We start from the raw sequence: 23,548 nt of genomic DNA, 5'->3' as shown, positions 1-23,548 counted from the left end.
GGGAGCATCACGTGAAGGACGGGCGGCGCGGCGAGACGCTTGACAGTGACCAAACCCTGATGCCTTTATTACGGTATTAAATTAAACGCTCCCGCAATAGCTGGCGCATGACTTTATCAGCCGCCGCGGCGTCATAAGGGTTTCGAACGACCGTACGTTTGAAAGGAACCCGCGTGTCTGTGCCTCCGTTAATCGCGATCGTCGACGATGACGCCTCCTTGTGTTCGGCGCTGGAAACCCTGCTCCGGTCGCTCGGCTACAGATCAGCCGCTTATGAATCGGCCCTGCACTTCCTGGCGAGCAGCGACGTCGGACGCTGCCAATGCGTCATTTCGGATATCAGCATGCCGGGCATGAGCGGCCTTGAACTCAAGCGCGAACTTCAGGCGATCGGCGCCAGCGACATTCCGGTCATCCTGATTACCGCTCGCACCGAGCCGACGCTATTGGCTCAGGCAAAGGCAAGCGGCGCGCACAGCCTTTTAACGAAGCCTTTCGGCGCCGATCAGTTGATCGCCTCTCTGACGGACGCTCTCGCCGGGTAGCCGTCGTTCCGCAGCGGCTGCCGGGCCTCTCGAACCGCGATCAAATGCGACACGTTCATTTGCGAAAGACATTTGTGGGGAACTCCGGCAATTGATAGGCGCGTGGCGGCCCGCTGCCGCACGCAATGGAGGCTAACCCATGACAAAGGGCGCACGGTTTGGTGCCGCACTCGTCATCCTCCTTCTGACCACGGCGCCGGGCCACGCGAGCTCCTGCCAGGATTCGATTGATCGCGTCCAGGCCCAGGCCGATGCCATTATCACCAACCGTGCCGCCCAGGGCCCCTGGCGGCCGGAAAGCCTCGCTGCGACGCGCAACTATCAACCAACACCCAGATCGATCGCAGCCGCTGAAGGCGCCGGCAACGGATCGCATATCGGGCGCGCCCTCAATGCGCTTGACCGCGCCCGCGCGGCAGAACGCTCCGGCAATATTGCGCGCTGCAATGCCGCGCTGAACAAGGCGAAGCGCGCGCTGGCTGTGGCTGCCTCTGATCTTCAGTCGAACTGAACCGGATCCGGTCCGGGATAGGCCAGTGCGACGAACTCGCAGAAGGCGCGGGCCGCCGGGGATAGCCGGGCCTTGCTCTTCCACGCAAGCCCCACATCCATGGTGTGAACCTCGTCATCGAGCGTCTTGAGATCGATGCGGTGTCCTTCGAGAGACCATGGCCGGTAGACCATGTCGGACAGAATGGTGATGCCCATGCCGGTGGCCACCATGCTGCGAACGGCTTCCACGGACAGGGTGCGGAAGATGACGTTGGGAACGTGCGGGGTACGCTGCCAGTAGCGCATCGCCGAGCGCTCGGCCTCGTCGACGGTCAGCATCAGAAATGGCTCGCCGGCGAGATCGGCCAGCCGAACATTGTCCTTGTGCAGCAGCGGATGATTGGCGCAGGCCCATAGGCGGCGCGGCGAACGCAACAAGAGGCGCGAGCGAATCGAGCGGCGGTCGTGCAGGTTGGAAACGAGCATGACGGCGGCATCGACACTGCCGCTCATGAGGCTTTGCTCGATGGCGTCGCGCTCGTACTCGTGGAGTCGCACCGTGATGCCCGGAAAGGCCCGCCAGAAGCGCGATAGAAGCGGCGGCAGGAAGTACCCCGCAACGGTGTAGCTGACGGCAACATCGACGGTGCCATCAACCTGGGTCCCCCAGCGATGCGGCCCGCGCGTCGCATCCGAAACGCTGGCCTCGATGGTGCGGGCGCGCTGCAGGAACTGCTGTCCCTCGAAGGTGAGCGTGACGCCGTTCGAATGGCGGTCGAACAGCTTTCGTCCGAGTTCGATTTCAAGCGCCTTGATGGATGCGGTGACGGCCGATTGCGTCACGTTGAGGCCGGCAGCTGCGGCCGAAACCTTTCCGGTCTCTGCGGTGGCAATGAAGTGACGCACCTGACGGAAAGTCAGAGCCATAAAAAATTCCGATATCAGCGAGCATTTTTTCGAGTTTTACAATCGCTGGTGCGACGCAACAAATCAAGCCGGTTCGTTCGTGTTTGAAAAGGCGTCTCAATGACTTCCGGTCACCTGGATTTGGTCGCTCGTGATGTCAGCGTCCAGTTCGAGGGATTGAAAGCCTTGTCCGGCGTTACGCTGGCCGTGCCGCGCGGGCGCGTCACCGGACTGATCGGACCCAACGGGGCCGGAAAGACCACACTCATCAACGTTTTGACGGGCTTTCAACGCGTTGGCTGGGGGACCGTGGAACTGGAGGGCGAAACGGTCGACGGCATTGCGGCTCACAAGCTGCGGCGCAAGGGCGTAGCCCGTACTTTTCAATCAGGACGTCTTTTTCGCGAGCTGCCGGTCGTGGACAATCTCGAGGTCACCGGCGTGGGCCTCGGGCTGACCCGGCGCGACGCGATCGCAGAGGCCGAGCGGGTGATGGATTGGCTCGGCATATCGCACCTCGCGGGCGCCATCGCCGGAGCCTTGCCCTACACCGACGAGCGGCGCGTCGCCATCGGCCGCGCCATCATGTGCAATCCCCGCTATCTGCTGCTCGACGAGCCCGCGGCCGGCATGTCCGAGCACGAAAGCCACGATCTGGCGGCCATCATCAAGCGCATCGCCGGAGAACTCGGCGTCGGCGTGCTGCTGATCGAGCACAATATCGGCCTCGTGCTCGAACTGTGCGAACGCATCTTCGTGCTCGACTCCGGCGAGATCATCGAAGTCGGTCCATCGGACCAAATCCGCAACAGCGATGCGGTTCGGCACGCCTATATGGGCACGCAACGCGACGAAATTATTCCGGCGGTTGCGATCGGCGAGGCAGTCGCTCCATGACGCTGCTGGCCGTCGACAACGTTACGGTCCGCTACGGGCGCTTGACCGCCTTGCGTGGTATCAGCCTGAACATCGCCGAGGGCGAAGTCCTGTTCGTGACGGGGCCCAATGGCGCAGGAAAGTCGACCTTGCTGAACGCGATTGCGGGCGTCGTGCCGCCCGTCTCGGGATCCATCACGCTGGGCGGCACCGAAGTGACGGGAGCCCCGCCCGAGACAATCGCCCGGTGCGGATTCTCGCTCGTGCCCGAAGGGCGCAACGTATTCGGTGCGTTGACCATCGAGGAGAATCTAAAAGTCAGCGCCGGCATGCGCGCCGACAAACACAAGGTCGCCGGCGATCTTGAATCGGTGTACCGCGAATTCCCGATGCTGGCCGAGCGCCGCCATACGGCCGCCGGCATGCTTTCCGGCGGCCAGCAGCAGATGCTCGTCATCGGCCGGGCCCTGATGGCCGCGCCCCGGCTGATGGCGATCGACGAACCATCGCTCGGACTTGCGCCCAAGATCATCGACCTCGTGTACGAAATCTTGATCCGGCTGCGCGAGCAACGCAAACTTACCCTCCTGATCGTCGAGCAAAGTTCGACGCGCGCCATGATGACCGGCGGACGGATGATCCTGATGCGCGGCGGACGCATCGTTCTGGAGGGCGCGGCGGGCGACATGATCAAGGACGAGCGCCTGAAGCAGGCGTATTTCGGCTTCGGGGACCATTGAGCATGACTGAAGTGCTGCAAATCGTCTTCGACGCGCTGAGCCTGGGAAGCCTTTATGCCCTTGGCGCGCTGGGGATCGCGCTGATCTTCGGCGTAATGCGGCTGGTGAACTTCGCGCATGGCGACTTCATCGCCTTCTGCGTGTTCGCGATGCTGTGGCCGTCGATCAATGCGGCCGCCATCGTCTTCGCCGGCAACCTCCCGTTCTACCTTCTCGTTCCGCTGCTGCTGCTCGTCGGCGCGGCGCTGTCGATGTTGTCGGAGGTGATCGTCTTCCGGCGTTTCCGCAATGCCAACCCGGCGACGATGATGATCGCTTCCTTTGCCCTCGGCTTTGCGATCCGCAATCTGCTGCTGATGCTGTATTCGAGCCGCCCGAAGTCGATCACGCTGTGGCCGAGTCTCAGCCTGCCGGTCGAGCTTCTGGGTGCCCGCATCCCGATGCTGCAGGTCGTGACGATTGTAATTACCCTGACCGTCCTGATCGTACTGACGCTGTTCCTCAAGCGCACGCGCTACGGCCTGGAGATGCGCGCCGCCGCCGAGAACTTCACCATGGCCCGTATGCTCGGGGTGCGCGCCAACGGCGTCATTCTGCTGGCCTTTGCTATCAGCGGCATGCTGGCGGCCGCGATCGGGCTGATCCTGGCGACCAACTCCGGCACGGCGGATATCGGGATGGGCGCCAATGTTATGCTGATCGCCTTCATCGCCACGGTGATCGGAGGTCTTGGCAGCGTGCCGGGCGCGGTTGCGGCCGGCTTCCTGATCGGCGGCGCCAGCGTCCTGTTCCAGGCGACGCTGCCGCATGACGCCCGCGTGTTCCGCGATGCCTTTGTCTATGGCGCCGTGATCGTGGTCCTCTTGGTGCGCCCGCAAGGGCTGTTCGCGCCCAAATCCGCCAAGCAGAGGGTCTGATCCATGGCGCGGCGAACATCGGTGATTTGGCGAACGATCACGACACCGGTCATCCTGGTCGCCGCGCTGCTCGCCATTGCGGCCTTGACCTATCAATTCGGCGGCAGGGCCTTCAATCGCACCGTCGTCGAGATGTTCATCAACATCATGGTGGTCGCCGGCCTCTACGTCTTCGTCGGCAATTCGGGACTGCTGTCATTCGGCCATATCAGCTTCATGTGCCTCGGCGCCTATATGACCGCATGGCTGACCATCCCGCCGATGATGAAATCGGTCACGCTTAAGGGACTGCCCGCCTGGCTCCTGCACACGCAGTTGCCGATGTGGGTTGCGACGCCGATCTCGGGCGTATTCGCGGCCTTGTTCGCGCTCATCGTCGGGCGCGTCATCATGCGGTTATCGGGGATCGCGGCCTCGATCGCCACCTTCGGGCTGCTCGGCGTCGTCAACAACGTCTATTCGAACTGGGACTCGGTGACGGGCGGGCAAGGCTCTATTGTCGGCATCCCGCCCAATACGAATGTCTGGATCGGATCGCTGGGCGCCGCGGTCGCCATCGCGATTGCCTATCTCTACTCGATTTCCCGCTCCGGCCTCGCGCTTCGCGCCACCCGCGACGAGGCCGTGGCCGCCAGCGCCTCCGGAATCGACATGGTCCGCGAGCGGCTGATCGCCTTTGTCGTCAGCGCCTTCATCATTGGTCTGGCCGGCGCGCTCTATGCGCACTTCCTGAGCATCGTCAATCCGGGTTCGTTCTATCTGCGCACGACGTTCATCACCCTGTCGATGCTGGTGGTCGGCGGCATGAGCAGCCTCAGCGGGGCGGTATCCGGCGTCGTGGTGATTTCCGCGCTTATCGAGATGTTTCGCGACCTGGAAAAGGGCGTCAGCCTCGGCGGCCTGACCATCGCGCTCCCGAACGGAGTGCAGGAGATCGCAATCGGCATCATCACCATCGTCATCCTGATGTACTTGCCAACCGGCCTTACCCGCAACCGCGAGTTCTCCTGGAGAGGGTGGCCGCTCGGACAGCGGTTGCCGCAGCCTGTGCAGACGGCCCTGAAGGAATCGAATTGAAGTCCAGTTCACAAAACGGAGGAGTGGTTAAATGCGTTTCACCAAAATACTAAGTGCGTTGGCCGTGGCGGGCGCGCTGTGGTCGACCCCGACCCTGGCGGCCGACGAGATCGTGGTCGGATTTGCCACCGCCGCATCCGGCTTCATGCAGGCCTATGACAAGCCGGCCCAGGACGCCGCGCTGATCCGCATCGACGAGATCAACAAAGCGGGCGGATTGCTTGGCAAGAAGATCAAGGCCGTGTTTGCCGACACCAAGACCGATCAGGCCGAGGGCGCCAAAGCGGGCCTCGCGGTGCTCGACCAGGGCGCCGACCTCGTGATCGTCTCCTGCGACTATGACTTCGGTGCGCCGGCGGCTCTGCAGGCTCAGTCGGCCGGTAAAGTCTCCTTCTTCCTGTGCGCGGAGTCGATCAAGGCCGGCATCCCCGGGGTCGGTCCCTACTCGTTCTCCGCCTCAGTGCTGGCGGCGGTGCAGGGCGCGACGATGGCCGAGTGGGCCTACACCAAGAAGAATGCCCGCAGCTTCTACCGGCTGCTCGACAGCTGGACCGTCTATAACAAGGGAATCTGCGACGGCTTCGACTGGGAGATGCCGCATCTGAAGGACGCCACGCTCGCTGGCACCGACACCTTCAAGAACGACGATGCCTCGATCGCCTCCCAGATCACCCGCATCAAGAGCCTGCCGAAGGAGCCGGACGCCATCATGCTCTGCACGATGATGCCGGGCGCGGTTTCGGCCATCAAGCAGATCCGCGCCGCCGGCATCAAGTCGATGATCCTCAACGGCTCGGGCGTCGATGGCAGCTATTGGCTGAGCGCCGTTCCGGACCTGTCGAATTTCTACGTGCCGGTGCAGGGCTCGATCTATGGCGACGACCCCAATCCGAAGGTCGCCGAGTTCAACAAGAAGTACAAGGAAGTCACCGGCGGCGATCCGTCCAGCCAGTACGTCTATCCCGGCTATGTCCTGATCGACGTCTGGGCCAAGGCGGTCGAGCGCGCCAAGTCGACGGATGCCGCGCCTGTCGTGGCCGAACTGGAGAAAATGACCAACGAGCCCACGCTGTTCGGGCCGCGGACCTTCAGCAAGGACCTGCACCATCAGAACCAGGGCCGCTATCTGATCGTCGATACCGAAGCGGGCAAACCGAAAGTGGTCGATCAGTGGACGATTTCGGAGAAGATCCCGGTCGACTATCTAGTGTCCAAGTAAGGCCGGGCAACGCGTCGCCCAAGGTTTTCGCCTGCGGCGTCTCCTTGGGTCGATCGCCATGAACGTGACGCCTGCTGAAGTCGGCAGGCGTCTCGTTCGCCGGGCTTAGATTTAGTTCACGAATGTTGCGCTGCGAATGCAGCGGCGGGGATAAGGACAACACGGAGATGGTCATGATCAATTGCGACATGGGCGAGGCTTTCGGCCTCTACAAGATGGGCGATGACGAAGGCCTGATGCCCCAGATCGACGTCGCCAACGTCGCTTGCGGATTCCATGGCTCGGACTTCAATCACATGCGCGAGACCGTGCGCCTGGCCAAACAGCACGGCGTCAAGGTCGGCGCCCATCCCTCTCTGCCTGATTTGCAGGGGTTCGGACGCCGGGAGATGAAGATCGGCCGCGAAGAGCTGACGAACTGCCTGCTCTACCAGATCGGCGCGCTCAAGGCGTTCCTAGATGCCGAAGGCGTTGCTCTCAATCATATCAAGCCGCACGGCGCGCTCTATGGCATGGCCGCACGAATGGAGGACATCGCCGAGGCCGTGGCGGACGCCGCAGATGTCTACAAGGTGCCGCTGTTCGGCATGAAAGGGACGCTGCACGAGAAGGTCTATCAGCGCCGCGGTCACACCTTCGTCGCCGAATATTATGCCGATCTCGACTACAATGCCGATGGAAGCCTCATCATCACGCGCGAACACGATGCCAAGGATCCCACCGACGCGGCTGCACGCTGCCTGCGCGCCGTGACCGAAGGCAAGACGCGCACGGTGGCTGGAAACGACATCACCGTCGGGTCCGATTCCATCTGCGTCCACTCCGACACACCGAATGCCGTCGACATCGCCGTGGCGGTTCGCGACGCAGTCCGCCCCTATCTGGCAGCGCGCTGACGCGCAGGGCAAAGCCGATCAAAGTACGAGGAACTCATGGCTCTACAGCAAATCTTTTCGCCGCTCCCAGGCATATTCTACCGCAAGCCGGCACCGGACAAGCCGGACTACAAATCCGATGGCGACGCGGTCACGCAGGAAGACACGGTTGGCCTCGTCGAGGTCATGAAGTCGTTCAACGAAGTAAAAGCGGGCGTGGCCGGCAAGATCGTGCGCTTCCTTGTCGACAACGAGGACGCCGTGATGGCCGGCCAGCCGATCGCCGAGATCGATGTCTGAGCCAGTCAAACCGCCCATGACGATCCAGAAACTTCTCATTGCCAATCGCGGCGAGATCGCCGTGCGCATCATTCGTGCGGCGCGCGAATTGGGCATTGCGACGGTGCAGGTCTACAGCAAGGCCGACAAGGACTCGTTTGCAGTGCGGCTTGCCGACGAGTGCGTCGACATCGGCCCTGCGCAGGCGTCGAAATCATATCTCAACCGTGATACGATTCTCGCCGCCGCCAAGACAACGGGCGCCGACGCGATCCATCCAGGCTATGGATTCCTTGCCGAAAATGCCGAGTTCGCCGCCGCGGTCGAGGCGGCGGGGCTGATCTTCGTGGGGCCGACGGCTCAATCGATCCGCCTGATGGGCGACAAGGTCGCCGCGCGCGAAGCGGCGGCGGCGGCGAAAGTGCCGACGGTTCCAGGCAGCCGCGGCCGTCTGGAGTCCGCCGAGGCGGCGTTCGCCCTGGCGGAGAAAATCGGCTTTCCCGTGATGATCAAGGCGGCGGCCGGCGGCGGCGGCCGCGGCATCCGCATCGCGCGCTCGGCCGAGGAGTTTCATCACCTGATGCCACAGGCGCAGGCCGAGGCGCTCGCGGCCTTCGGCGACGGCGGGATCTATGTCGAGAAGCTCATCGAAGGCGCGCGGCACATCGAGGTGCAGATTCTCGGCGACGGCCACGACGTCATCCACTGCTTCGAACGCGAGTGCTCGCTGCAGCGCCGCCGTCAGAAGGTCTGGGAGGAAGCTCCGTCGCCCTCGCTGACACCAGCCATTCGTGAAAAACTCTGTTCGTCGGCGGTCGCGCTCGCCAAGGCGGTGCACTACCGCGGCGCCGGGACGCTCGAATATCTGTACGACGATCGCAGCCACGCGTTCTATTTCCTGGAGATGAACACGCGCATCCAGGTCGAACATCCCGTGACCGAGATGGTGACCGGCATCGATCTGGTGCGCGAAATGATCCGGATCGCCGGCGGCGAGCCTCTGCGCATCCGCCAGGACCAGGTGCGCGTCAACGGTCACTCGATCGAGGTCCGCATCAACGCCGAGGATCCGGCGAAAGGCTTCGCCCCCAACCCGGGTACCGTCACCGCGCTCAGCGTGCCCGGCGGCAATGGCGTGCGTTTCGACAGCATGCTCTATGCCGGCTACACGGTGCCGCCGTTCTACGACAGCCTGCTCGGCAAGTTGATCGTCCACGACGAGGATCGGGCAAGCGCGATCCGACGTCTCGAACGCGCCCTCGGTGAACTGAACGTCGAGGGGCTGGCGACGACCAAGCCGCTGCACCAGGCGCTGGTTCGCGATCCCGACGTGCAGGCCGGGCGGTTTCATACCGCCTGGCTCGAACCGTGGCTGGCATCACATATCGCAGGTCTCGCCGCAGCAGAGGCTGCTCCGGCGGTGCCGACCGTTCCCGCTCCCGCAACCGCAAAATAATCCGTCCCGTCAGCAACAGGAGGCCAGTGCCCCATGCAAACTCGATTTTCCTTCGGCGGCGATGAGCACATCTTCGCCGAAGTGGATGAAGCGATGTCGCTCGAGGCTTTTTTCAAGAGCCTCTTCATCACCAATGCGGTGCGCGACGCCAGGATCAAGGGCGTCACCGAGATATGCCCGGCCAACGCCTCCTATCAGGTGAAGTTCGATTCCGATCTGATCAAGCCCGATGACATGCTCGCCGAGCTGAAGCGGCTGGATTCGGCTGCCGGGAAGTCGGAACCGGTGATCGCGACCAGGATCATCGAAATCCCGGTGCTGTACGACGATCCCTGGACCAACGAGACGCTGATGCGCTTCCGCGAGCGTCATCAGGATCCCAACAGCACCGATCTGGAATATGCCGCACGCATCAACCATCTCGACGGGGTTGACGCCTTCATCAAGGCGCATTCGAGTGCGCCCTGGTTCGTCTCCATGGTCGGCTTCGTCGCCGGCCTGCCTTTCCTCTATCAGATGGTCGAGCGCAAGCGGCAGCTCCAGGCGCCGAAATATCTGCGCCCGCGAACGGACACGCCCAAGCTCACGGTCGGGCACGGCGGCTGCTTCAGCTGCATCTACTCGGTGCGCGGCGCCGGCGGCTACCAGATGTTCGGCATCACGCCGATGCCGATCTACGATCCCAACCAGAAGATCAGCTACCTGCGCGATTTCATGTGCCTGTTCAAGCCGGGCGATATCGTGAAGTGGAAGCCGATCGACCGGGCGGCCTATGACGCGGCCGTCGGCGACGTCGAGGCGGGCCGCTTCGCGCCGGTCATCCGCGACGTCTCGTTCTCGCTGACCGAGTTCAACCAAGACATCGATGGCTACAATCACAAACTCGAGGGGGTCCTCCATGGCCATTAAGGTTCTGAAGCCGGGTCTTGCCACCACCGTCCAGGACCTCGGGCGGCCCGGTTATTATCACATCGGCATCCCGCTTTCCGGCGGCATGGACCGGCATGCGCTCGCAGCCGCGAACCTGCTCGTCGGCAACGAGGAGGGAGCAGCCGTTCTCGAAGCCGTCTTCATGGGGCCGGAGCTCGAGTTTACTGATGACGCCATGGTCGCAGTCACGGGGGCCGAGTTGCCGCCGAAGCTCGATGGCGTTCCGCGCGAGACGTGGGCCTCCTTCAACGTGAAGCGCGGCCAAAAGCTCTCCTTCGATTTCCTGAAAAAAGGCGCGCGCGCCTACATCGCCGTCGCAGGCGGCATCGACGTGCCGGTGGTTCTCGGCTCGCGCTCGACTTATGCGCTCGGCGCCCTCGGCGGCTTCAAGGGACGCAAGCTCGAGGCCGGCGACGAGTTGCCGGTCGGCACGGCCAATGCAGCGGTCAAGGAGGGCCGTGCAGTCGGGGACGAATTGCGCGGCTTGCCGGTTGGAATGCCAACGGAGTTGCGCGTCATCCCCGGACTTTACTGGCATCGCATCACCGAGGCCGCCGGCAAGGGGTTCTTTTCCGATACCTGGAAGGTCGCTCCGGAAGCCGACCGGATCGGCTACCGCTTCAAGGGCGGCAAGCCGCTCGCGTTCGTGCCGCGCGAGCCGCCATTCGGCGCGGGCTCCGATCCCTCCAACATCACCGATGCCTGCTATCCCTATGGCTCGATCCAGGTGCCCGGAGGAACCGAACCGATCGTGCTGCATCGTGACGCGGTTTCGGGCGGCGGCTATTTCATGGTCGGCACGGTCATTTCGGCCGATATGGATCTGATCGGCCAGCTGCAGCCCAATACGCCGGTCACGTTCGTCAAGGTCGAAATGGATCAGGCGGTGGCGGCCCGCAAAGTACGGGCTGAGCTGCTGGCGAAAGTCCGCTCGTCCTTGACGTCATCATCCTGAAGCCAGCGCGCGCCATCTATCGGAAAAGCCCATAACATAAGGGCTTTTCGAGTTTTTGCCGAGGTGGCGGTGGGTGCAGTCTGCTGCGAACCACTCTCAAGGCAATTCGCCTGTTATTGGCCGAAAAACTCAAGATTGAGCGTCGGAATGGGGCCCCTGGCAATTTCTTTCCGTCTTTTCCGGGGTTTAATCGAATGGATAAGTAATTTGTTTCTCTTGAGAACAAGCTGATAACAGGCGGCTAACAGGCGATGAACAGGTGCGAAACAGGCCTGTACAGGCTGCTAATGTCGCCGGCGAGAGCCACGGCAGCTTGAGGTCTTTCGAGGACGCCGCACGATTTCGGATTTGACCTTGATCGTTTGCAGATAAAAAATCGCGGAGCGCATGGATGCGCTCCGCGACTTTCACTATTTTTCAGTCCCTAGCTAGGGCAAATAATCAGCATCGATTGCGGCACGCAAATTCCTGGTCAAAGCCTTGTACTCATCCGTCACATCCTCCGGAAACTTTCGCAAGATGTCTTCCGACTTCAGCAACTGCTCCATACAGTCAAGCTGTCTCTTTACATGCTCCAACGCGTGCCTGTGACGCATCTTGCTCCATTCGAGGATTGCCCGCAAATTTCCTGAAGCGGCCTTTAACACGAGCTGCTTATCAATGGCTAGACTCGCGGGAATTAGCTTGCGCCGACCATTTTCGATAATTGGGACCAAGGTTTCGCTGATTTCGAAAAAATCCGCCCTGAGTAAGTCCGGATGAATCTTTCGCGGCAGCTTACGCGGGCGCCCTCGCGGGTTTCCGCACGTGCCGGGCTTGAACTGGCCCAAGTTGTTACGTGGCAATTCAATCTCCTCTGTCAAACGACGAATAGGAGCGAGGCCACAAACAAGATCGGCGCGACCCCGCAGGTTTACCGAATTTCTGCTCTTGCGAGAAATTCAGACCTATCGGGCGTCACGCCGTCATCTACGCTTTACCTCCCGAATTTGTGCATCACGCAACGGTTAAAACCGCAATTCGGGTCTTAGGCGAGGTGTTGATTGTGTATCACAAACAACGGTTGCGATCAAATTTCAGGGTGTAGATTAGCAGCTGATTGCGGGCGTTTGTGGGTTTTTTGCCACAAATGAGAGCCTGCGCTACTGCAACGGATCACCGCGCCTTTCCTCGACCTCCGCAAACGTTTCGCCCGTGATGGCCATCGTTGCCCCCTCGCCGGTAAAGGTCTGCCAACGGCGAATGGCGACGTCGACATAGAGCGGATCGAGTTCGATCGCGCGTGCCCTGCGCCGGCACTTGTGAGCGGCAATGATGGTCGTTCCCGATCCGGAGAAAGCATCCAGTACGATCTCCCCGCGGCGGGAGCAGTCCTTGATGGCGTCGATCACCAGCGCCGTCGGCTTGACCGTCGGGTGCATTTCCAGGTCCGCGTCTCGACCGGCCCGCCAGGTATTGACGCCGGCGTAGTCCCAGACGTTGGTCCGGTAGCGCCCGTTCTTTCCGAGCTCAATCGTGTTCACATGGGGGTCAGTCCCCACCTTGTAGACGAACACCAGCTCGTGCTTTGAGCGATAAAACGATCCCATTCCGCCGTTGTTCTTGTTCCAGACGCAGAGGTTCTTGAGTCCCGAGTAGATGCCGTGTGCCGCACCCATGACTTCCGCCATATGGCGCCAGTCCATGCAGATGAAGTGGACAGCACCGTTCAGGCTAACCTCCGCCATGTTAGCAAACACCACCTTCAGGAACTGTTGAAATTCGGCCGGGGTCATCTCACCCGAGGCCATCTTGAACTCCCGGTGTTTGACCCCGCCAAGACCCCCGACGTGACCGTCGATCGGGACGTTGTAGGGAGGATCCGCAAATACCATCCTTGCCTGTTCGCCATTGAGCAATTCCGGGTAAACGGCCTTGTCGCAGGCGTCGGCGCAAATCAGCCGGTGTTCGCCTAGGTGCCAGAGATCGCCCAATCGGGAGACGGCTTCGTTCTGCAGTTCCGGAACAATGTCGCTGCGGTCGGCCTTGGTCGAAACCGTCGGGCCGTCAATCAGTAGGTCGATTTCTGCCGTCTCAAATCCCGTTACTTCCAGATCGAAATTAAGGTCCTGTGCGGACAGCTCCCGCCAAAGCAGCGTCAGCTGCTCCATATCCCAGTCGCTATTGAGTGCAATCTTATTGTCGGCGAGCGAAAATCCGACCTTCTGCTCGGCGGTCAAATGCGTAATGCGCAGGACGGGAAGGGTTGTCAAACCGGCCAGCTTGGCTGCTTCGACCCGGCCATGGCCCACCAGGATAACGCCGTCTTCGTCAATGACGACAATGCTGTTGAAGCCAAACTCGCGGATTGAGGCTGCGATTTGGTGCAGCTGCTTTTTGGGATGTCGACGCGCATTGCGGGGATTGGGCTTCAGATCAGCAACGGGCAGATGTTCGATGCGGAAATCACTCATGTACGCCTCCTTGCGTTGAGGCCTATATACATCTAAGTATCGCGTACTTCAAATGTACTTTGATGATTTCTGGCCTGCGGCGCAAACGATCGTAGTCATGATTAACTCAGCCGCGGATCGTGATTTCGACGTCATCGGGGCTTACTCCAAACGTGGCAGCTAAGGCTTTTTTAGCGTCCGCAATGGTCATCGGTGCGCTGCCAGTACCCCCCAATTTTGAGGAAGGAGCCGGCACCGGCATCGGTTTGAACTTCAACCCGCGGAGATCGATGCCCAGAGCCTTGAGAGTCTTGTAAGAGATGGGATTGCGGCCCTCCTTCCAGACACCCGCACGCTCAAATGTGGTATATTCGGATAGCTCGATCAGAAAGCGTGGCTGGCCGCGATCGTTTTCGCTTTCGGGTTGCTTGCGCAAACCGGAAATGAGGCCAATCAGGAACGCGGCCCGATGAGTGATCCCCTCTTTCTTATTATCCCAGGCAGGTTTTCGGCAACACACGACATATTTGCAGGCGCCAGCCGTCTTTGGGCTCAATACCCAGTCTCCCGTACCGCCGCGACTCAGAATGGTTTCGACCGTTTCTGAAGTGAACACGACGATTGCGAATTGGTCGTCTTTCGACACGCTTTGCTCCGGCTCGATGGAATAAACAAACTCTATCACACTTCAAGAAGCGGCTTTCGCTGGGCACCATGGGCTACCATCAAGTCGTCCCCGGCCTCGCGTACCTTTTGACTGGGCCCCCCAAAACCGTAGCCGTTGCGCTCGTTGCGCGCGCCCTGCACCAGCAACAGGAGCTTGTCGGCCAACCCCGACGGATCGCGAAACCTGGCCTGTTCGCACAACTTTACGATCTTCCGTCGCTCGGCCTGCCAAAACCTTTCGATTTCGCTCAAAAGAGGGTTCTTGGCTTCAATGCCTATGAGATCCACGGCAGCTCTCGACAGTTGGGCATGCTCTTCCTGATTGGACAGGTCGGCCGCGAATTCAGAGTGGAGGACCCACGTCCTGAGCTGTGCCTCGGGATCATTTGGGTGTTCCTGTTCGATCTGCTTCCATGATTGCTCCGCTCGCTTCATAAGCGATTTCAGGAAATCGGAAACCAACCGCTCTCGGGTGCCGAAATGCTTGATGATCGTGCCGACATTGGTGTGCGCAAAGTGGGCGATCATGTCCGTCGATATTCTGACGCCCCAAAGGGTGAATAGCCTATCAGCGTGCTCGACGATCCGCTCCTTGGCCGGCTTGTCCAATTCCGAGGGTTGAGGCTGTATCGTTTTGGGAGTAGCTCGCATCGTTTCATCTCCAATTCAACTATATATCAATTATAGCATATTTCGTGCCAAAGATCTCTAAACTCACATGCCCGGGCTTTGTCCGTGCTCACGAATTACCGGCGCCGCTACCATAATGGGGGCTGAGACCCTCGAGAATCGGACCGACCGCTCGACAGGCCGGCAATCCTAAACTACTGAATTCATTTACTTTTTCTGTGCGAGCGCTTAATTCCGCACCGAAGATTTGCTCAATCTCTGGCAAAATTTGAAGGATTCCGACCGCCTCGAAGCACCGGCGTTACGCAAATCGCGCCTATGAGCTTCCCTGTGCGTTTGAGTGGCTGCTGAGATTTCGGGCGCAATACAGTCCTAAGAATTAAGAGCGATTCGGATTTCCTACGTCGGGACGACAAATCTTCCGGCGAACTGTCCTTCCGCTCCCCTCGGCTCTCCCAGCAAAACAGCGGCGCAACTCTGAATTCAACAGTGAACTGCAATGTGGGCCCTAACCTTCACAGAGTTAGGACCCCAAGAAACCAAGTTCACGATCATTTACCAGAATTTCGGATTAGCACTCAGGCGTTGCGTAGGCCCTGAGGCACCCGAATAAAACATAAGTCAGCGTTTATGTTTGACGAAAACCGGGTGGTTGCGTTGTTTCGCCCTAACTCCACAACGTTCCCGCTCGAGGGGGTTGGACCGCTTTCAGGGGTAAGGGGTAAAGCGGAAAACATCTGCTCGCAGCGAGTGTTTCCGAGTTTGATCCCAAACGGACTGGCCTCCTGATACGGGCGCGCAGCCGCGCGTGTCGCAGTTTGTTCGCGCTGGCGCGCGGAGCTCGCTCGGGGTATTTCTATAAGTAGAATGCGCAACAATCCCATCGTCGTGCAAAAATACGGCGGCGCCTGCCTTGAAACCCCGGCAAAAATCCGCGCGGTTGCGAGCAGTCTTGCCGACCTACACAGACGCGGTCATCGGGTAGTTGCGATCGTTTCAGCGATGGGTAAGACCACCGACGAACTTGTTAAGATGGCTTATCAAGTAAGCCCGCATCCCAATCGCCGTGAACTGGACATGTTGCTGACCACCGGTGAGCGCATCAGTATGTCTCTATTGAGCATGGCGCTCTCCGATTTCGGCGTGCCGGCGATCAGTTTTACCGGCAGTCAAGCCGGAGTGATGACCGACGAATCCCATTCCTCCGCGCGCATTCTGGATGTGCGGCCAGTTCGCGTGCGCGAAGAACTCGATCGCGGGCGCATCGTGGTTTTGGCCGGCTTTCAGGGCGTGAATCCGGTGACCAAAGAAATCACCACGCTGGGCCGGGGCGGCAGCGACACCACTGCGGTCGCCATGGCCGCGGCGCTGAGGGCCGATTGCTGTGAAATAATCAAAGAGGTCGACGGCGTCTGCTCGGCCGATCCGCGCATCGTGGTGAATTCCAAACCGTTGCGTCACCTGGATTTTGCATCGCTATCCGAAATGTGTTTCTGGGGCGCCAAGGTTTTGCATTTCCGCAGCGTGGAGCTGGCACAAAGCCAAAATGTGCGCTTGGTTTTGAAAAAATGGGGCGGCGCTGAACACAGCACGCAAGTGATGAAGGAGGTTTGCGGAATGGAAAACGGAAAGGTTTTGGCCGTCAACTCGATGGCTCGCATTGAGCATGTGGAGATCGATTCGGCGGATCTCAATCAGGGTTTTGAGAAGTTCGCGCAGCATCTCAAACAAAACGGGTTGTCCTGGCCGCAACTCCTCGCTTCGGCTTTCACCGCCGGAAAAACCCGCATCATGATGACTTCCGATTCGGAATCGCTCGACACCTTGCTGCGCACGCTGGAGGGGAGCAAGAACTTGCGCAAACAGCGCGAGACCCTGAGTTCGGTGAGCATCACATGCTTCGGCGGCGTTTCTTCAGACTTGCCATTCAAGGCCATTCAGATTCTGCAAAGTCATGGGATCATCGTCGACAAATATGTTTCGTCACCGCATTCGGTGAATCTGTTTGTTCCTATCGGGGGTCGCGAGGCCGCGGTTAAGGCATTGCATTCGCTGGTCTAGTTGGCCGTTTCGACCAAAAATTGCCCTGTGTGAGAAACGCGGCGTTAGCCTGTCAAACCAAGCGGTCACATTGGCGCGGGGCGGAAGGTACGTTCGATTTTCGGACAGGTCACATCTTGACCGCATTCGCGAAGAGCGTGTCGCCCCACTCATGCAGGGGTCGCATGAAGTCAGATTGGGTGTGGATTGCTCGACCTTTGCGCTCGAGCCATTTTCGTCCGTAGGTATCGAATGGAAAGTGTCGCATGTAGTAGTCGCAGGTCTCTTCCCAATGGTCGACCGACAACGACTTACCATAGTGTTGGCAATAAAGATCGGTCCGCACGTGTTCTACGCCGCTCGGTTCTCGCTTCGCGAAGATGAACTCCAACCGGTTTCGCCACAACATCAGAATGTCTCGCCGTTCCGGGCCGAAGAAACGACGAAAGCCCAATAGTTCGCGATCGGCTTGATAGGGTGCATGATCGCCAGGGGTCAAATAGGCGTCGAACAATTGAATCCGAACGCCGTCGCAATCGCTGGAATGCGTTCCTTCTATGAACCCGCGTAGATCTCCGGTAACGCGCTCATCCGGATCGAAGCAAAATATCCAGTCGAACTGCAAATGTTCGCGCGCCGTCTGCAGCAAAAGTCCGCGATGTCGACCCTCGGCAATCCGGCGTGCCTCGATGTCCGCTTCCCACGACCGATTTGTCACAACTAGAGCGACTTTTGGGTGTTCGCCAAGAATCTCCAGCGTTCGATCCGTGCTCGCGTCATCATAGGCGACTATCGCATCGACGTTCGTGCCGACGTAGTCCAGCGTGTCTTGGAGAATGAGCGCTTCATTGCGAACGCGGGTGATTCCGATCAAAAAGTGCTTTTGACCGAATAGGCTTGTATTGCAAGCAATGATTTGCTCGCCCTCGCGGAGCTGCCAACTACTCGTGCCCGGCATGGCCACCACCTAGCTGCGACAAAAAATCGGCACCATGATGGTGGGCGGGCGCAGTAACGGCAAGGGTTAAGAATCGTAGGGCTAATGTTGCCGGTGGTACGGCGCTAACGAGAGATTGCGGAAAACTAACCCCACGGCGCGTTGGGTGAGGTGTCTGAATGGAATGTCGCCTGTTGGCACCGAACGGACGTGGCGCATGTAGTCGCTGTATGTCTGCTATAGGGGCAACAGCGGACGATATTTGCTCGCAGCGAGTATTTCGCCTTTTGACCCAGAACGGACCTCCGTGCGAAGGACCCGCTCTTCAACTAGTCCGCTATCTTGATACCTTCCAACTGAGATACCAGTCTATTTCGATCTTACTGGCCTAGTTGATTTTGAGCACGGTTAGCGCCGTCCAATGCGAAGGATTTTGACGTTAGAAGAACAATTACGGCGCTATCTGTCCATCGCCGCGATCAGAGAATCAATCTCAATGGTCGCGAAATTGCAGAAGGTGTCCGAGACCGCATAAGGGAAGATGATCTTGTCGCGATGGCGCATCGCGCCGCAGGTATAGACGACGTTCGGCACGTATCCTTCGCGTTCGGAAGGGTCGGGACGCAACAGCGGCTCGCGCAGGCGGGCGAGCACCTTCGAAGGATCCTTTTTGTCGAGCAACGCCGCGCCGATCGAATATTTCCGCACAGGGCCGACGCCGTGGGTCAGCAGCAGCCATCCTTCATCGAGCTCGATCGGCGATCCGCAATTGCCGATCTGCACGAATTCCCAGGGATATCGAGGCTTCAGAATCGGCTGGCCGCCATCCCATGTGTAGAGATCGTCGGAATAGATCAAATAGAGGTTCTCGTTGTCCTGGCGCGCGATCATTGCATACTTGCCGTCGATCTTTTGCGGAAATAACGCCATGCCCTTGTTACGCGCGGCGCTGCCCTTCAAGGCCGACAGCCGGAACGATACAAAATCGGAGGTCTCGATCAGCTCCGATCGGATGGCCCGTCCGCTATAGGCGGTGTAGGTCGCGTAGTAGACCTTCTGTCCAGCACCGCTGAACTGCACAAAGCGGGCGTCCTCGATCCCGTTCGACTGCGCTTCGGTGACCGGAAAGATCACCCGCTCGCTGATATCTTCGCCGGCCGTGAAGGTGACGTCGATATCGTCGCCGCCTGCGCCCGATGTCAGCCTGACAATATCGGGGCTGGATGCAAGACGTGCCGTCGGATCGACATTGACGGTCCCGTCCGCGGCAATCAACCCCGACCGAAATGTCAGGGAGGACACATGGCCTTCGCCGACGGCACGAAGACTCAGAATGAAGCGAAGGCTGCCTCCCGGCGTTCCGGACTGATCGGGATGCACGACGATACTCGGATTGAATAATGCCGACGCCTCGAACGAATATTCGTTGAGAAAATAGGCGCCCACGAGTTGCCGCTGCACCTGCGTGAACGCGACATGGTCGGCCAGCGCGGCTTCCATCTCCGCGGCGCGGGCCTCGAAGGTCTGCAACAAATTGCGGTGACGGCCGAGGAAGTTTTCCAGAACATCGGCCAATTGACGGTCCGCGGCTTCGGGATCGAGCGCGAGAACCCGCTCGACGATATGGTTGGCACGGGTCTTGTCCGTCGGATTGAGGTCGCGCGGCTCCGTTGCTGGCTTGAAAGGCCGAACGATCACGCGTGTCGGATCGGGTCGCAGATGAAGGGCCTGGCGATTGAGAAAGGGAAATTCCGGCACGGCGACCTCTGACAGATTGAAGGAAGGAATAGTTATCGGCGCCGTCAGGCGACCAGCGGAGCAGGCTTGGGGCGGCTTTCGCTCAGGCGGGCAATTTGTCGAATCTCGGAAAGCCCGAGCAGGTACGACACCACGGATTCTCCGCCTCGATTTTCATTGGGACGGTCGGGATGCAGGCCATCGCGGCAGCTTCCCGTTTCCAGATCGACCAGGGAAACCGACAGGTCGTTACTGCCCAGAAACCACGCGAACACCCGGGCGGCTTCGGCTTTCCACTCGACATCGTGATCGGCGCGCCACGCGGCGAGGCAGGCCGAGATGGTCGCCGCGGCCTCTAGCGGCTGCTGGTCGAAGGCTTGCGGCGGTTGGCGCCTGTCACCAAATCCCGCCGTGCCAACCGGCCGGAATTGACCCTTTGCCGAGGTTTGCCGGGTCACCAGCCAGCGCAGCGACTTCAGACCGGTATCGACATAACGCGATGTCTTGCTGGCGACGCCCGTCACGATCAGCGCTTGCGGCAATCGGGCATTGTCATAGGCGAGCCCGTCCTCGAACCAAACCCAGTTGTTGGTTGCGACGGCATCAAAAATCGAGATCAATCGATCGGCAAGCAGGGTGCGGAGACGCGTCGCGCGGACGTCGTCCGTAACGGCCGTGCAATAGGCATCAAGCCCGAGCAGGACAAAAGCCCACGCACGCGGCGAGCGAAAGCCTTCGACCGCAGGCATCGCTTCGGAAAACAGCGATGCGGCCCATGATCGCCGCGACAAATTGGCGTCGGTGAGCGCGCACACACCCAAGGCCCAGAGCGTTCGTCCGTGGCTGTCCTCCGACCCCTTGTCTTCCAGCCAGCAGCGATTGAAGCCCATGAAATTACGAAACCGTTGCGTGCCGGGATTCCAGGCGTGCTGGACGAAGGCGGCAAACCGCGCCGTCAGGACTTCCGGCAGCCGCTGTTCGCCCGGGTTGTTGAGGGCGCAGGCCACCAGCAGCGCGCGGGCATTGTCGTCGACGCAATAACCGTGGGCGCGGTCCGGTACGCTGTGAACGGCGTGCTGAAACAGTCCGGTATCGTCGCACATCGACAGGAAATGATCGATCTGCATCTCCGGCGGCGCGCGTCTGTCGCGCAGCAGCGTGCTGGTGTCCGAGCGCGCGATGGTCTTGAGCCGATGCCGGCGGCCAGCATTTTCAAAGACCGACATATAGCGCTCGGCGGTCCGTTCCCATGTCATGGAGCGACTGCTCGAATAAGCCCGCTTGCGCATCGCCTGCCGAAGCACGTCGTTGGTCAGCAGCTTTGCGATTTCGAGGCCGAGAGCGGCCGCGTCGCCAAACGGAACCAGAATGCCGCGGCCGTCGGCGAGCAGTTCGCGGGCGTGCCAATACGGGGTGGAAACCACGGCTTTGCCGAGCCCGAAACTATAGGCGAGCGTGCCCGATGTCATCTGGGCTTCGTTCAGGTACGGCGTCACGTAAACGTCGGACATCGAAATGAAATCGAGCAGCGTCTTCTGATCTACAAATTGATCCAGAAACACCACATGATCCTCGACGCCGGCCTTGCGCGCATGCGCCACCAGGCTCTCACGATAGGCCTCGCCCTGATCGCGCACGAGGTTGGGATGCGTCGCTCCGAGCACGACGTAAACGGCGTCGGGCCGGGTTGTCAGGATCGAGGGCATCGCGTCAATCATGACTTCGATGCCCTTGTTCGGCGACAGCAGGCCGAAGGTCAGGATGACGGACTTGTTGCTGAAGCCGAGTTTGGCTTTGGCCGCGTCAGGCTCGACGAATGCAAATTCCGGGATGCCGTGCGGGATGATTTCGATCTTCTCGTCGGGAACCTGATAGACCGAGCGTAACAGTTCCCGGCCTTTTTCAGCCATCACCACGACCTTGGATGACGCCTCGACAATCCGCGCGATGACCTCGCGCTGGACCTTTGTCGGCTCGGACAGCACCGTATGCAGCGTGGTCACAATCGGTATGGTCAGGCGCGACAGCAGGGTCATGATCTGACCTCCCGCTTCGCCGCCGAAAATGCCGAATTCATGCTGCAGGGAGACGGCCTCGAACCCGCCGCTGTTCAGATACTCGGCGGCGCGCACATAATCCTCCGGCCGATCGTCAGCGATCTGCAGGTCGACCGTGGCCGGATAATCATAGACCTGGCCGTGATCGGTCATCGCGACGATGACGGTTTCCAGATCGCCCCGCGAGGCCGCAACGGCGCACTGCAAATCGGTGGTAAAGGTCGCGATGCCACAGCGGCGGGGAAGCGAATTTCCGATGAACGCGATACGATTTACAACGGCCAATTTGATGTCCCCGGTTGATTGAGCGATGCATGCGCCAAGGGAGTCGGCACCTGCGGGGCACACGAGGCAGCATGTCGTGCGCGATTGACCCCGGCAGCGCTGCGCTCTGTCAGAGCATCGGGGTTTATGGTAGGGCCGGGATAGGCCAGCAACGCTTTCAACCCGTGCGCGCCGACCTCGATTTCGGCATGGTCCGCTTCCAGGAAAACGGCGTCACCAGGCGCCAACCTCGTCAAGCCGAGTTGGGCGTGACCTTCGATCGCCAGAACCCAGGTCTCTTTCGGTGCGTCGAGCACCCAAACGGAACCCGGATCAAGGTCGATCTGCTCCAGGACAAAGTGAGGATTGACGGTGAGGACCATTCGCGCGTCGCTCAATCGTTCGGGAGGCGATTGAGATTCGCGAGGCCCGGCCGTCGCGACGGCGACGGCGTTCTCGATGTGCAATTCCCGTTGCCGTCCATAGTCGAACAGCCGGAACGTGACGTCACTGTGCTGCTGGATTTCGGCGAGAACGATGCCGGCGCCGATCGCGTGAATGGTTCCGGCCGGAATGAAAATGACGTCGCCTTGATGGACCGGGTGCCAATGCATGATGTTGGCGATCGAGCCGTCCGCGATCGCCGTTCGCAGCTCGGCGGCGGAACGCGGATAATTCAGTCCCACCGCGACCTCTGCGCCCGGAATGGCGGAGAGAATGTACCATGCTTCGGTCTTGCCGTTGGAAAGCCCGATCGACCGCGCAAACGCATCGTCCGGATGAACCTGAATCGATAGCGGCTCGGTTGTGAAGAGCAGTTTGAGCAGCAGCGCCGTCTCGGGCGCAGCGGGGCCCGGGCGCTCAAACCACAATTCCCCGATCGGGCCGTCGCTTGTCGACGCCAGGCTCCACGGACGCAGATCGGTGCTGCCCCAGGGCTTCGGCTTGGTTCGGGCGATGGCATGTTCGATCGTCAAGGCGGCCTCCTGGCTCTGGCGCTACGGACTGAAACGGAACAGAGGCCCGTGCTGCCTCGCGGACGCTTAGCGGGCGCGATTAGTCTTTGGCTGTCCGTGCGGGGCGGGGACCGGTCCAGGCCGGGAGCGCGTCCCATTCGGCCCATCGCATGCGGCGCTCTTCGTTGCCTACTTTGACAAAAACAAAGGGGGCGTCATCCTGCCCCGACTTTGATCCGGCGAAGGTCGCGGGAAGTCCGTTTGCGTTCCTGATGGTCGCTGTATTTGCCATGCCGTCTCCTGTCCGCCATGCGCGCAGATTTCGCTGCCGCAGGTCAATTAAGAACGACCGCAGCGGCGATCAGCAGGCCGAACAAGATCGGCGGCAGCACCGGCGGCACCAGACCACTCACGAAAATCGAATTTTGGGGTATCGGGCATCGGACCGCCTGCTTGGTTGAGGCGGGAGCGCAACGCTCTCAGTCACCGATAACAGCCGAGGGCGGGCGGTGATATCCGAGATATAGGAACTCCCTCGCCCAATAGCGAGGCGGGCGTCAGC

22 protein-coding genes are annotated in these 23,548 nt (G+C 60.3%); 13 read left to right on the top strand and 9 right to left on the bottom strand.

Going from position 1 to position 23,548, the window contains the following annotated elements; translation table 11 throughout:
• Nucleotides 1–218: 218 nt before the first annotated feature.
• A complete protein-coding gene (locus B5525_RS11365; RefSeq protein WP_244567870.1) occupies nt 219–545 on the top strand; it encodes a response regulator in 327 nt (108 codons plus the stop codon).
• Between the two features lie 139 nt (nt 546–684).
• A complete protein-coding gene (locus tag B5525_RS11360; protein ID WP_079566090.1) occupies nt 685–1,056 on the top strand; it encodes a hypothetical protein in 372 nt (123 codons plus the stop codon).
• On the opposite strand, the gene B5525_RS11355 is transcribed toward B5525_RS11360, so the two are convergent.
• On the bottom strand, nt 1,044–1,964 hold the full coding sequence (locus tag B5525_RS11355) for a LysR substrate-binding domain-containing protein (RefSeq protein WP_079566089.1): 921 nt from the start codon (nt 1,962–1,964) through the stop codon (nt 1,044–1,046). The genes B5525_RS11360 and B5525_RS11355 overlap by 13 nt on opposite strands.
• Nucleotides 1,965–2,063: 99 nt before the next feature.
• Here B5525_RS11355 and B5525_RS11350 point away from each other — a divergent pair, with 99 nt between their 5' ends.
• The 10 genes from B5525_RS11350 (at nt 2,064) to B5525_RS11305 (ending at nt 11,267) form a co-directional block, all read left to right on the top strand.
• Nucleotides 2,064–2,840, top strand: a complete 777-nt coding sequence (locus B5525_RS11350) for an ABC transporter ATP-binding protein (RefSeq protein WP_079566088.1) — start codon at nt 2,064–2,066, stop codon at nt 2,838–2,840.
• On the top strand, nt 2,837–3,559 hold the full coding sequence (locus B5525_RS11345) for an ABC transporter ATP-binding protein (RefSeq protein ID WP_079566087.1): 723 nt from the start codon (nt 2,837–2,839) through the stop codon (nt 3,557–3,559). The genes B5525_RS11350 and B5525_RS11345 overlap by 4 nt, the downstream gene beginning before the upstream one ends.
• 2 nt (nt 3,560–3,561) lie before the next feature.
• On the top strand, nt 3,562–4,476 hold the full coding sequence (locus B5525_RS11340; RefSeq protein WP_079566086.1) for a branched-chain amino acid ABC transporter permease: 915 nt from the start codon (nt 3,562–3,564) through the stop codon (nt 4,474–4,476).
• A 21-nt stretch (nt 4,477–4,497) separates the two neighbouring features.
• Nucleotides 4,498–5,553 carry a branched-chain amino acid ABC transporter permease gene (locus B5525_RS11335; RefSeq protein ID WP_244567869.1) on the top strand — a complete coding sequence of 352 codons (1,056 nt, stop codon included), beginning with the start codon at nt 4,498–4,500 and terminating at the stop codon, nt 5,551–5,553.
• Nucleotides 5,554–5,584: 31 nt separating this feature from the next.
• The gene (locus B5525_RS11330) at nt 5,585–6,772 is read left to right on the top strand and encodes an ABC transporter substrate-binding protein (protein ID WP_079566084.1); all 1,188 of its coding nucleotides are present in this window, start codon (nt 5,585–5,587) and stop codon (nt 6,770–6,772) included.
• Between the two features lie 167 nt (nt 6,773–6,939).
• Nucleotides 6,940–7,668, top strand: a complete 729-nt coding sequence (locus B5525_RS11325; protein WP_079573218.1) for a LamB/YcsF family protein — start codon at nt 6,940–6,942, stop codon at nt 7,666–7,668.
• A 36-nt stretch (nt 7,669–7,704) separates the two neighbouring features.
• Complete coding sequence (locus tag B5525_RS11320; protein ID WP_079566083.1) at nt 7,705–7,947, top strand: acetyl-CoA carboxylase; 243 nt, start codon at nt 7,705–7,707, stop codon at nt 7,945–7,947.
• A 16-nt stretch (nt 7,948–7,963) separates the two neighbouring features.
• The gene (locus tag B5525_RS11315; protein ID WP_079566082.1) at nt 7,964–9,382 is read left to right on the top strand and encodes an acetyl-CoA carboxylase biotin carboxylase subunit; all 1,419 of its coding nucleotides are present in this window, start codon (nt 7,964–7,966) and stop codon (nt 9,380–9,382) included.
• 33 nt (nt 9,383–9,415) lie between these two features.
• Nucleotides 9,416–10,291, top strand: a complete 876-nt coding sequence (locus tag B5525_RS11310; protein WP_079566081.1) for a 5-oxoprolinase subunit B family protein — start codon at nt 9,416–9,418, stop codon at nt 10,289–10,291.
• Nucleotides 10,281–11,267 (top strand): biotin-dependent carboxyltransferase family protein, encoded by a 987-nt coding sequence (locus tag B5525_RS11305; protein ID WP_079566080.1) that lies wholly within the window; start codon nt 10,281–10,283, stop codon nt 11,265–11,267. Before B5525_RS11310 ends, B5525_RS11305 begins: the two co-directional genes overlap by 11 nt.
• Nucleotides 11,268–11,695: 428 nt before the next feature.
• Here the strand turns inward: B5525_RS11305 and B5525_RS11300 are convergent, their stop codons facing one another.
• The 4 genes from B5525_RS11300 to B5525_RS11285 form a co-directional block, all read right to left on the bottom strand.
• Nucleotides 11,696–12,112 (bottom strand): DUF5681 domain-containing protein, encoded by a 417-nt coding sequence (locus B5525_RS11300; protein WP_154073159.1) that lies wholly within the window; start codon nt 12,110–12,112, stop codon nt 11,696–11,698.
• Between the two features lie 297 nt (nt 12,113–12,409).
• Complete coding sequence (locus B5525_RS11295; protein ID WP_079566078.1) at nt 12,410–13,720, bottom strand: site-specific DNA-methyltransferase; 1,311 nt, start codon at nt 13,718–13,720, stop codon at nt 12,410–12,412.
• A gap of 106 nt (nt 13,721–13,826) precedes the next feature.
• Nucleotides 13,827–14,345, bottom strand: a complete 519-nt coding sequence (locus tag B5525_RS11290; protein ID WP_154073158.1) for a hypothetical protein — start codon at nt 14,343–14,345, stop codon at nt 13,827–13,829.
• Nucleotides 14,346–14,380: 35 nt separating this feature from the next.
• Nucleotides 14,381–15,016 carry a TetR/AcrR family transcriptional regulator gene (locus tag B5525_RS11285; protein WP_079566076.1) on the bottom strand — a complete coding sequence of 212 codons (636 nt, stop codon included), beginning with the start codon at nt 15,014–15,016 and terminating at the stop codon, nt 14,381–14,383.
• 846 nt (nt 15,017–15,862) lie between these two features.
• Between B5525_RS11285 and B5525_RS11280 the strand changes: the two genes are divergently transcribed.
• Entirely contained in the window at nt 15,863–17,056 is a 1,194-nt protein-coding gene (locus tag B5525_RS11280) for an aspartate kinase (RefSeq protein ID WP_079566075.1), read from the top strand.
• Nucleotides 17,057–17,165: 109 nt separating this feature from the next.
• Here B5525_RS11280 and B5525_RS11275 read toward each other — a convergent pair whose 3' ends face one another.
• From B5525_RS11275 to B5525_RS11260, 4 genes are all read right to left on the bottom strand, one after another.
• Nucleotides 17,166–17,993 carry a glycosyltransferase family 2 protein gene (locus B5525_RS11275; protein ID WP_079566074.1) on the bottom strand — a complete coding sequence of 276 codons (828 nt, stop codon included), beginning with the start codon at nt 17,991–17,993 and terminating at the stop codon, nt 17,166–17,168.
• Nucleotides 17,994–18,431: 438 nt separating this feature from the next.
• Complete coding sequence (locus B5525_RS11270; RefSeq protein WP_079566073.1) at nt 18,432–19,730, bottom strand: glycoside hydrolase family 130 protein; 1,299 nt, start codon at nt 19,728–19,730, stop codon at nt 18,432–18,434.
• A gap of 44 nt (nt 19,731–19,774) precedes the next feature.
• The gene (locus B5525_RS11265) at nt 19,775–22,051 is read right to left on the bottom strand and encodes a glycosyltransferase family 4 protein (RefSeq protein ID WP_079566072.1); all 2,277 of its coding nucleotides are present in this window, start codon (nt 22,049–22,051) and stop codon (nt 19,775–19,777) included.
• Nucleotides 22,039–23,007 (bottom strand): class I mannose-6-phosphate isomerase, encoded by a 969-nt coding sequence (locus B5525_RS11260; RefSeq protein WP_079566071.1) that lies wholly within the window; start codon nt 23,005–23,007, stop codon nt 22,039–22,041. The genes B5525_RS11265 and B5525_RS11260 overlap by 13 nt, the downstream gene beginning before the upstream one ends.
• Nucleotides 23,008–23,548 lie beyond the last annotated feature (541 nt).

This window comes from Bradyrhizobium erythrophlei, from assembly GCF_900129505.1.
GTDB lineage: Bacteria > Pseudomonadota > Alphaproteobacteria > Rhizobiales > Xanthobacteraceae > Bradyrhizobium > Bradyrhizobium erythrophlei_D.
Note: the sequence above shows the minus strand (reverse complement) of the source record. Positions and strands in the feature narration are given on the sequence as shown.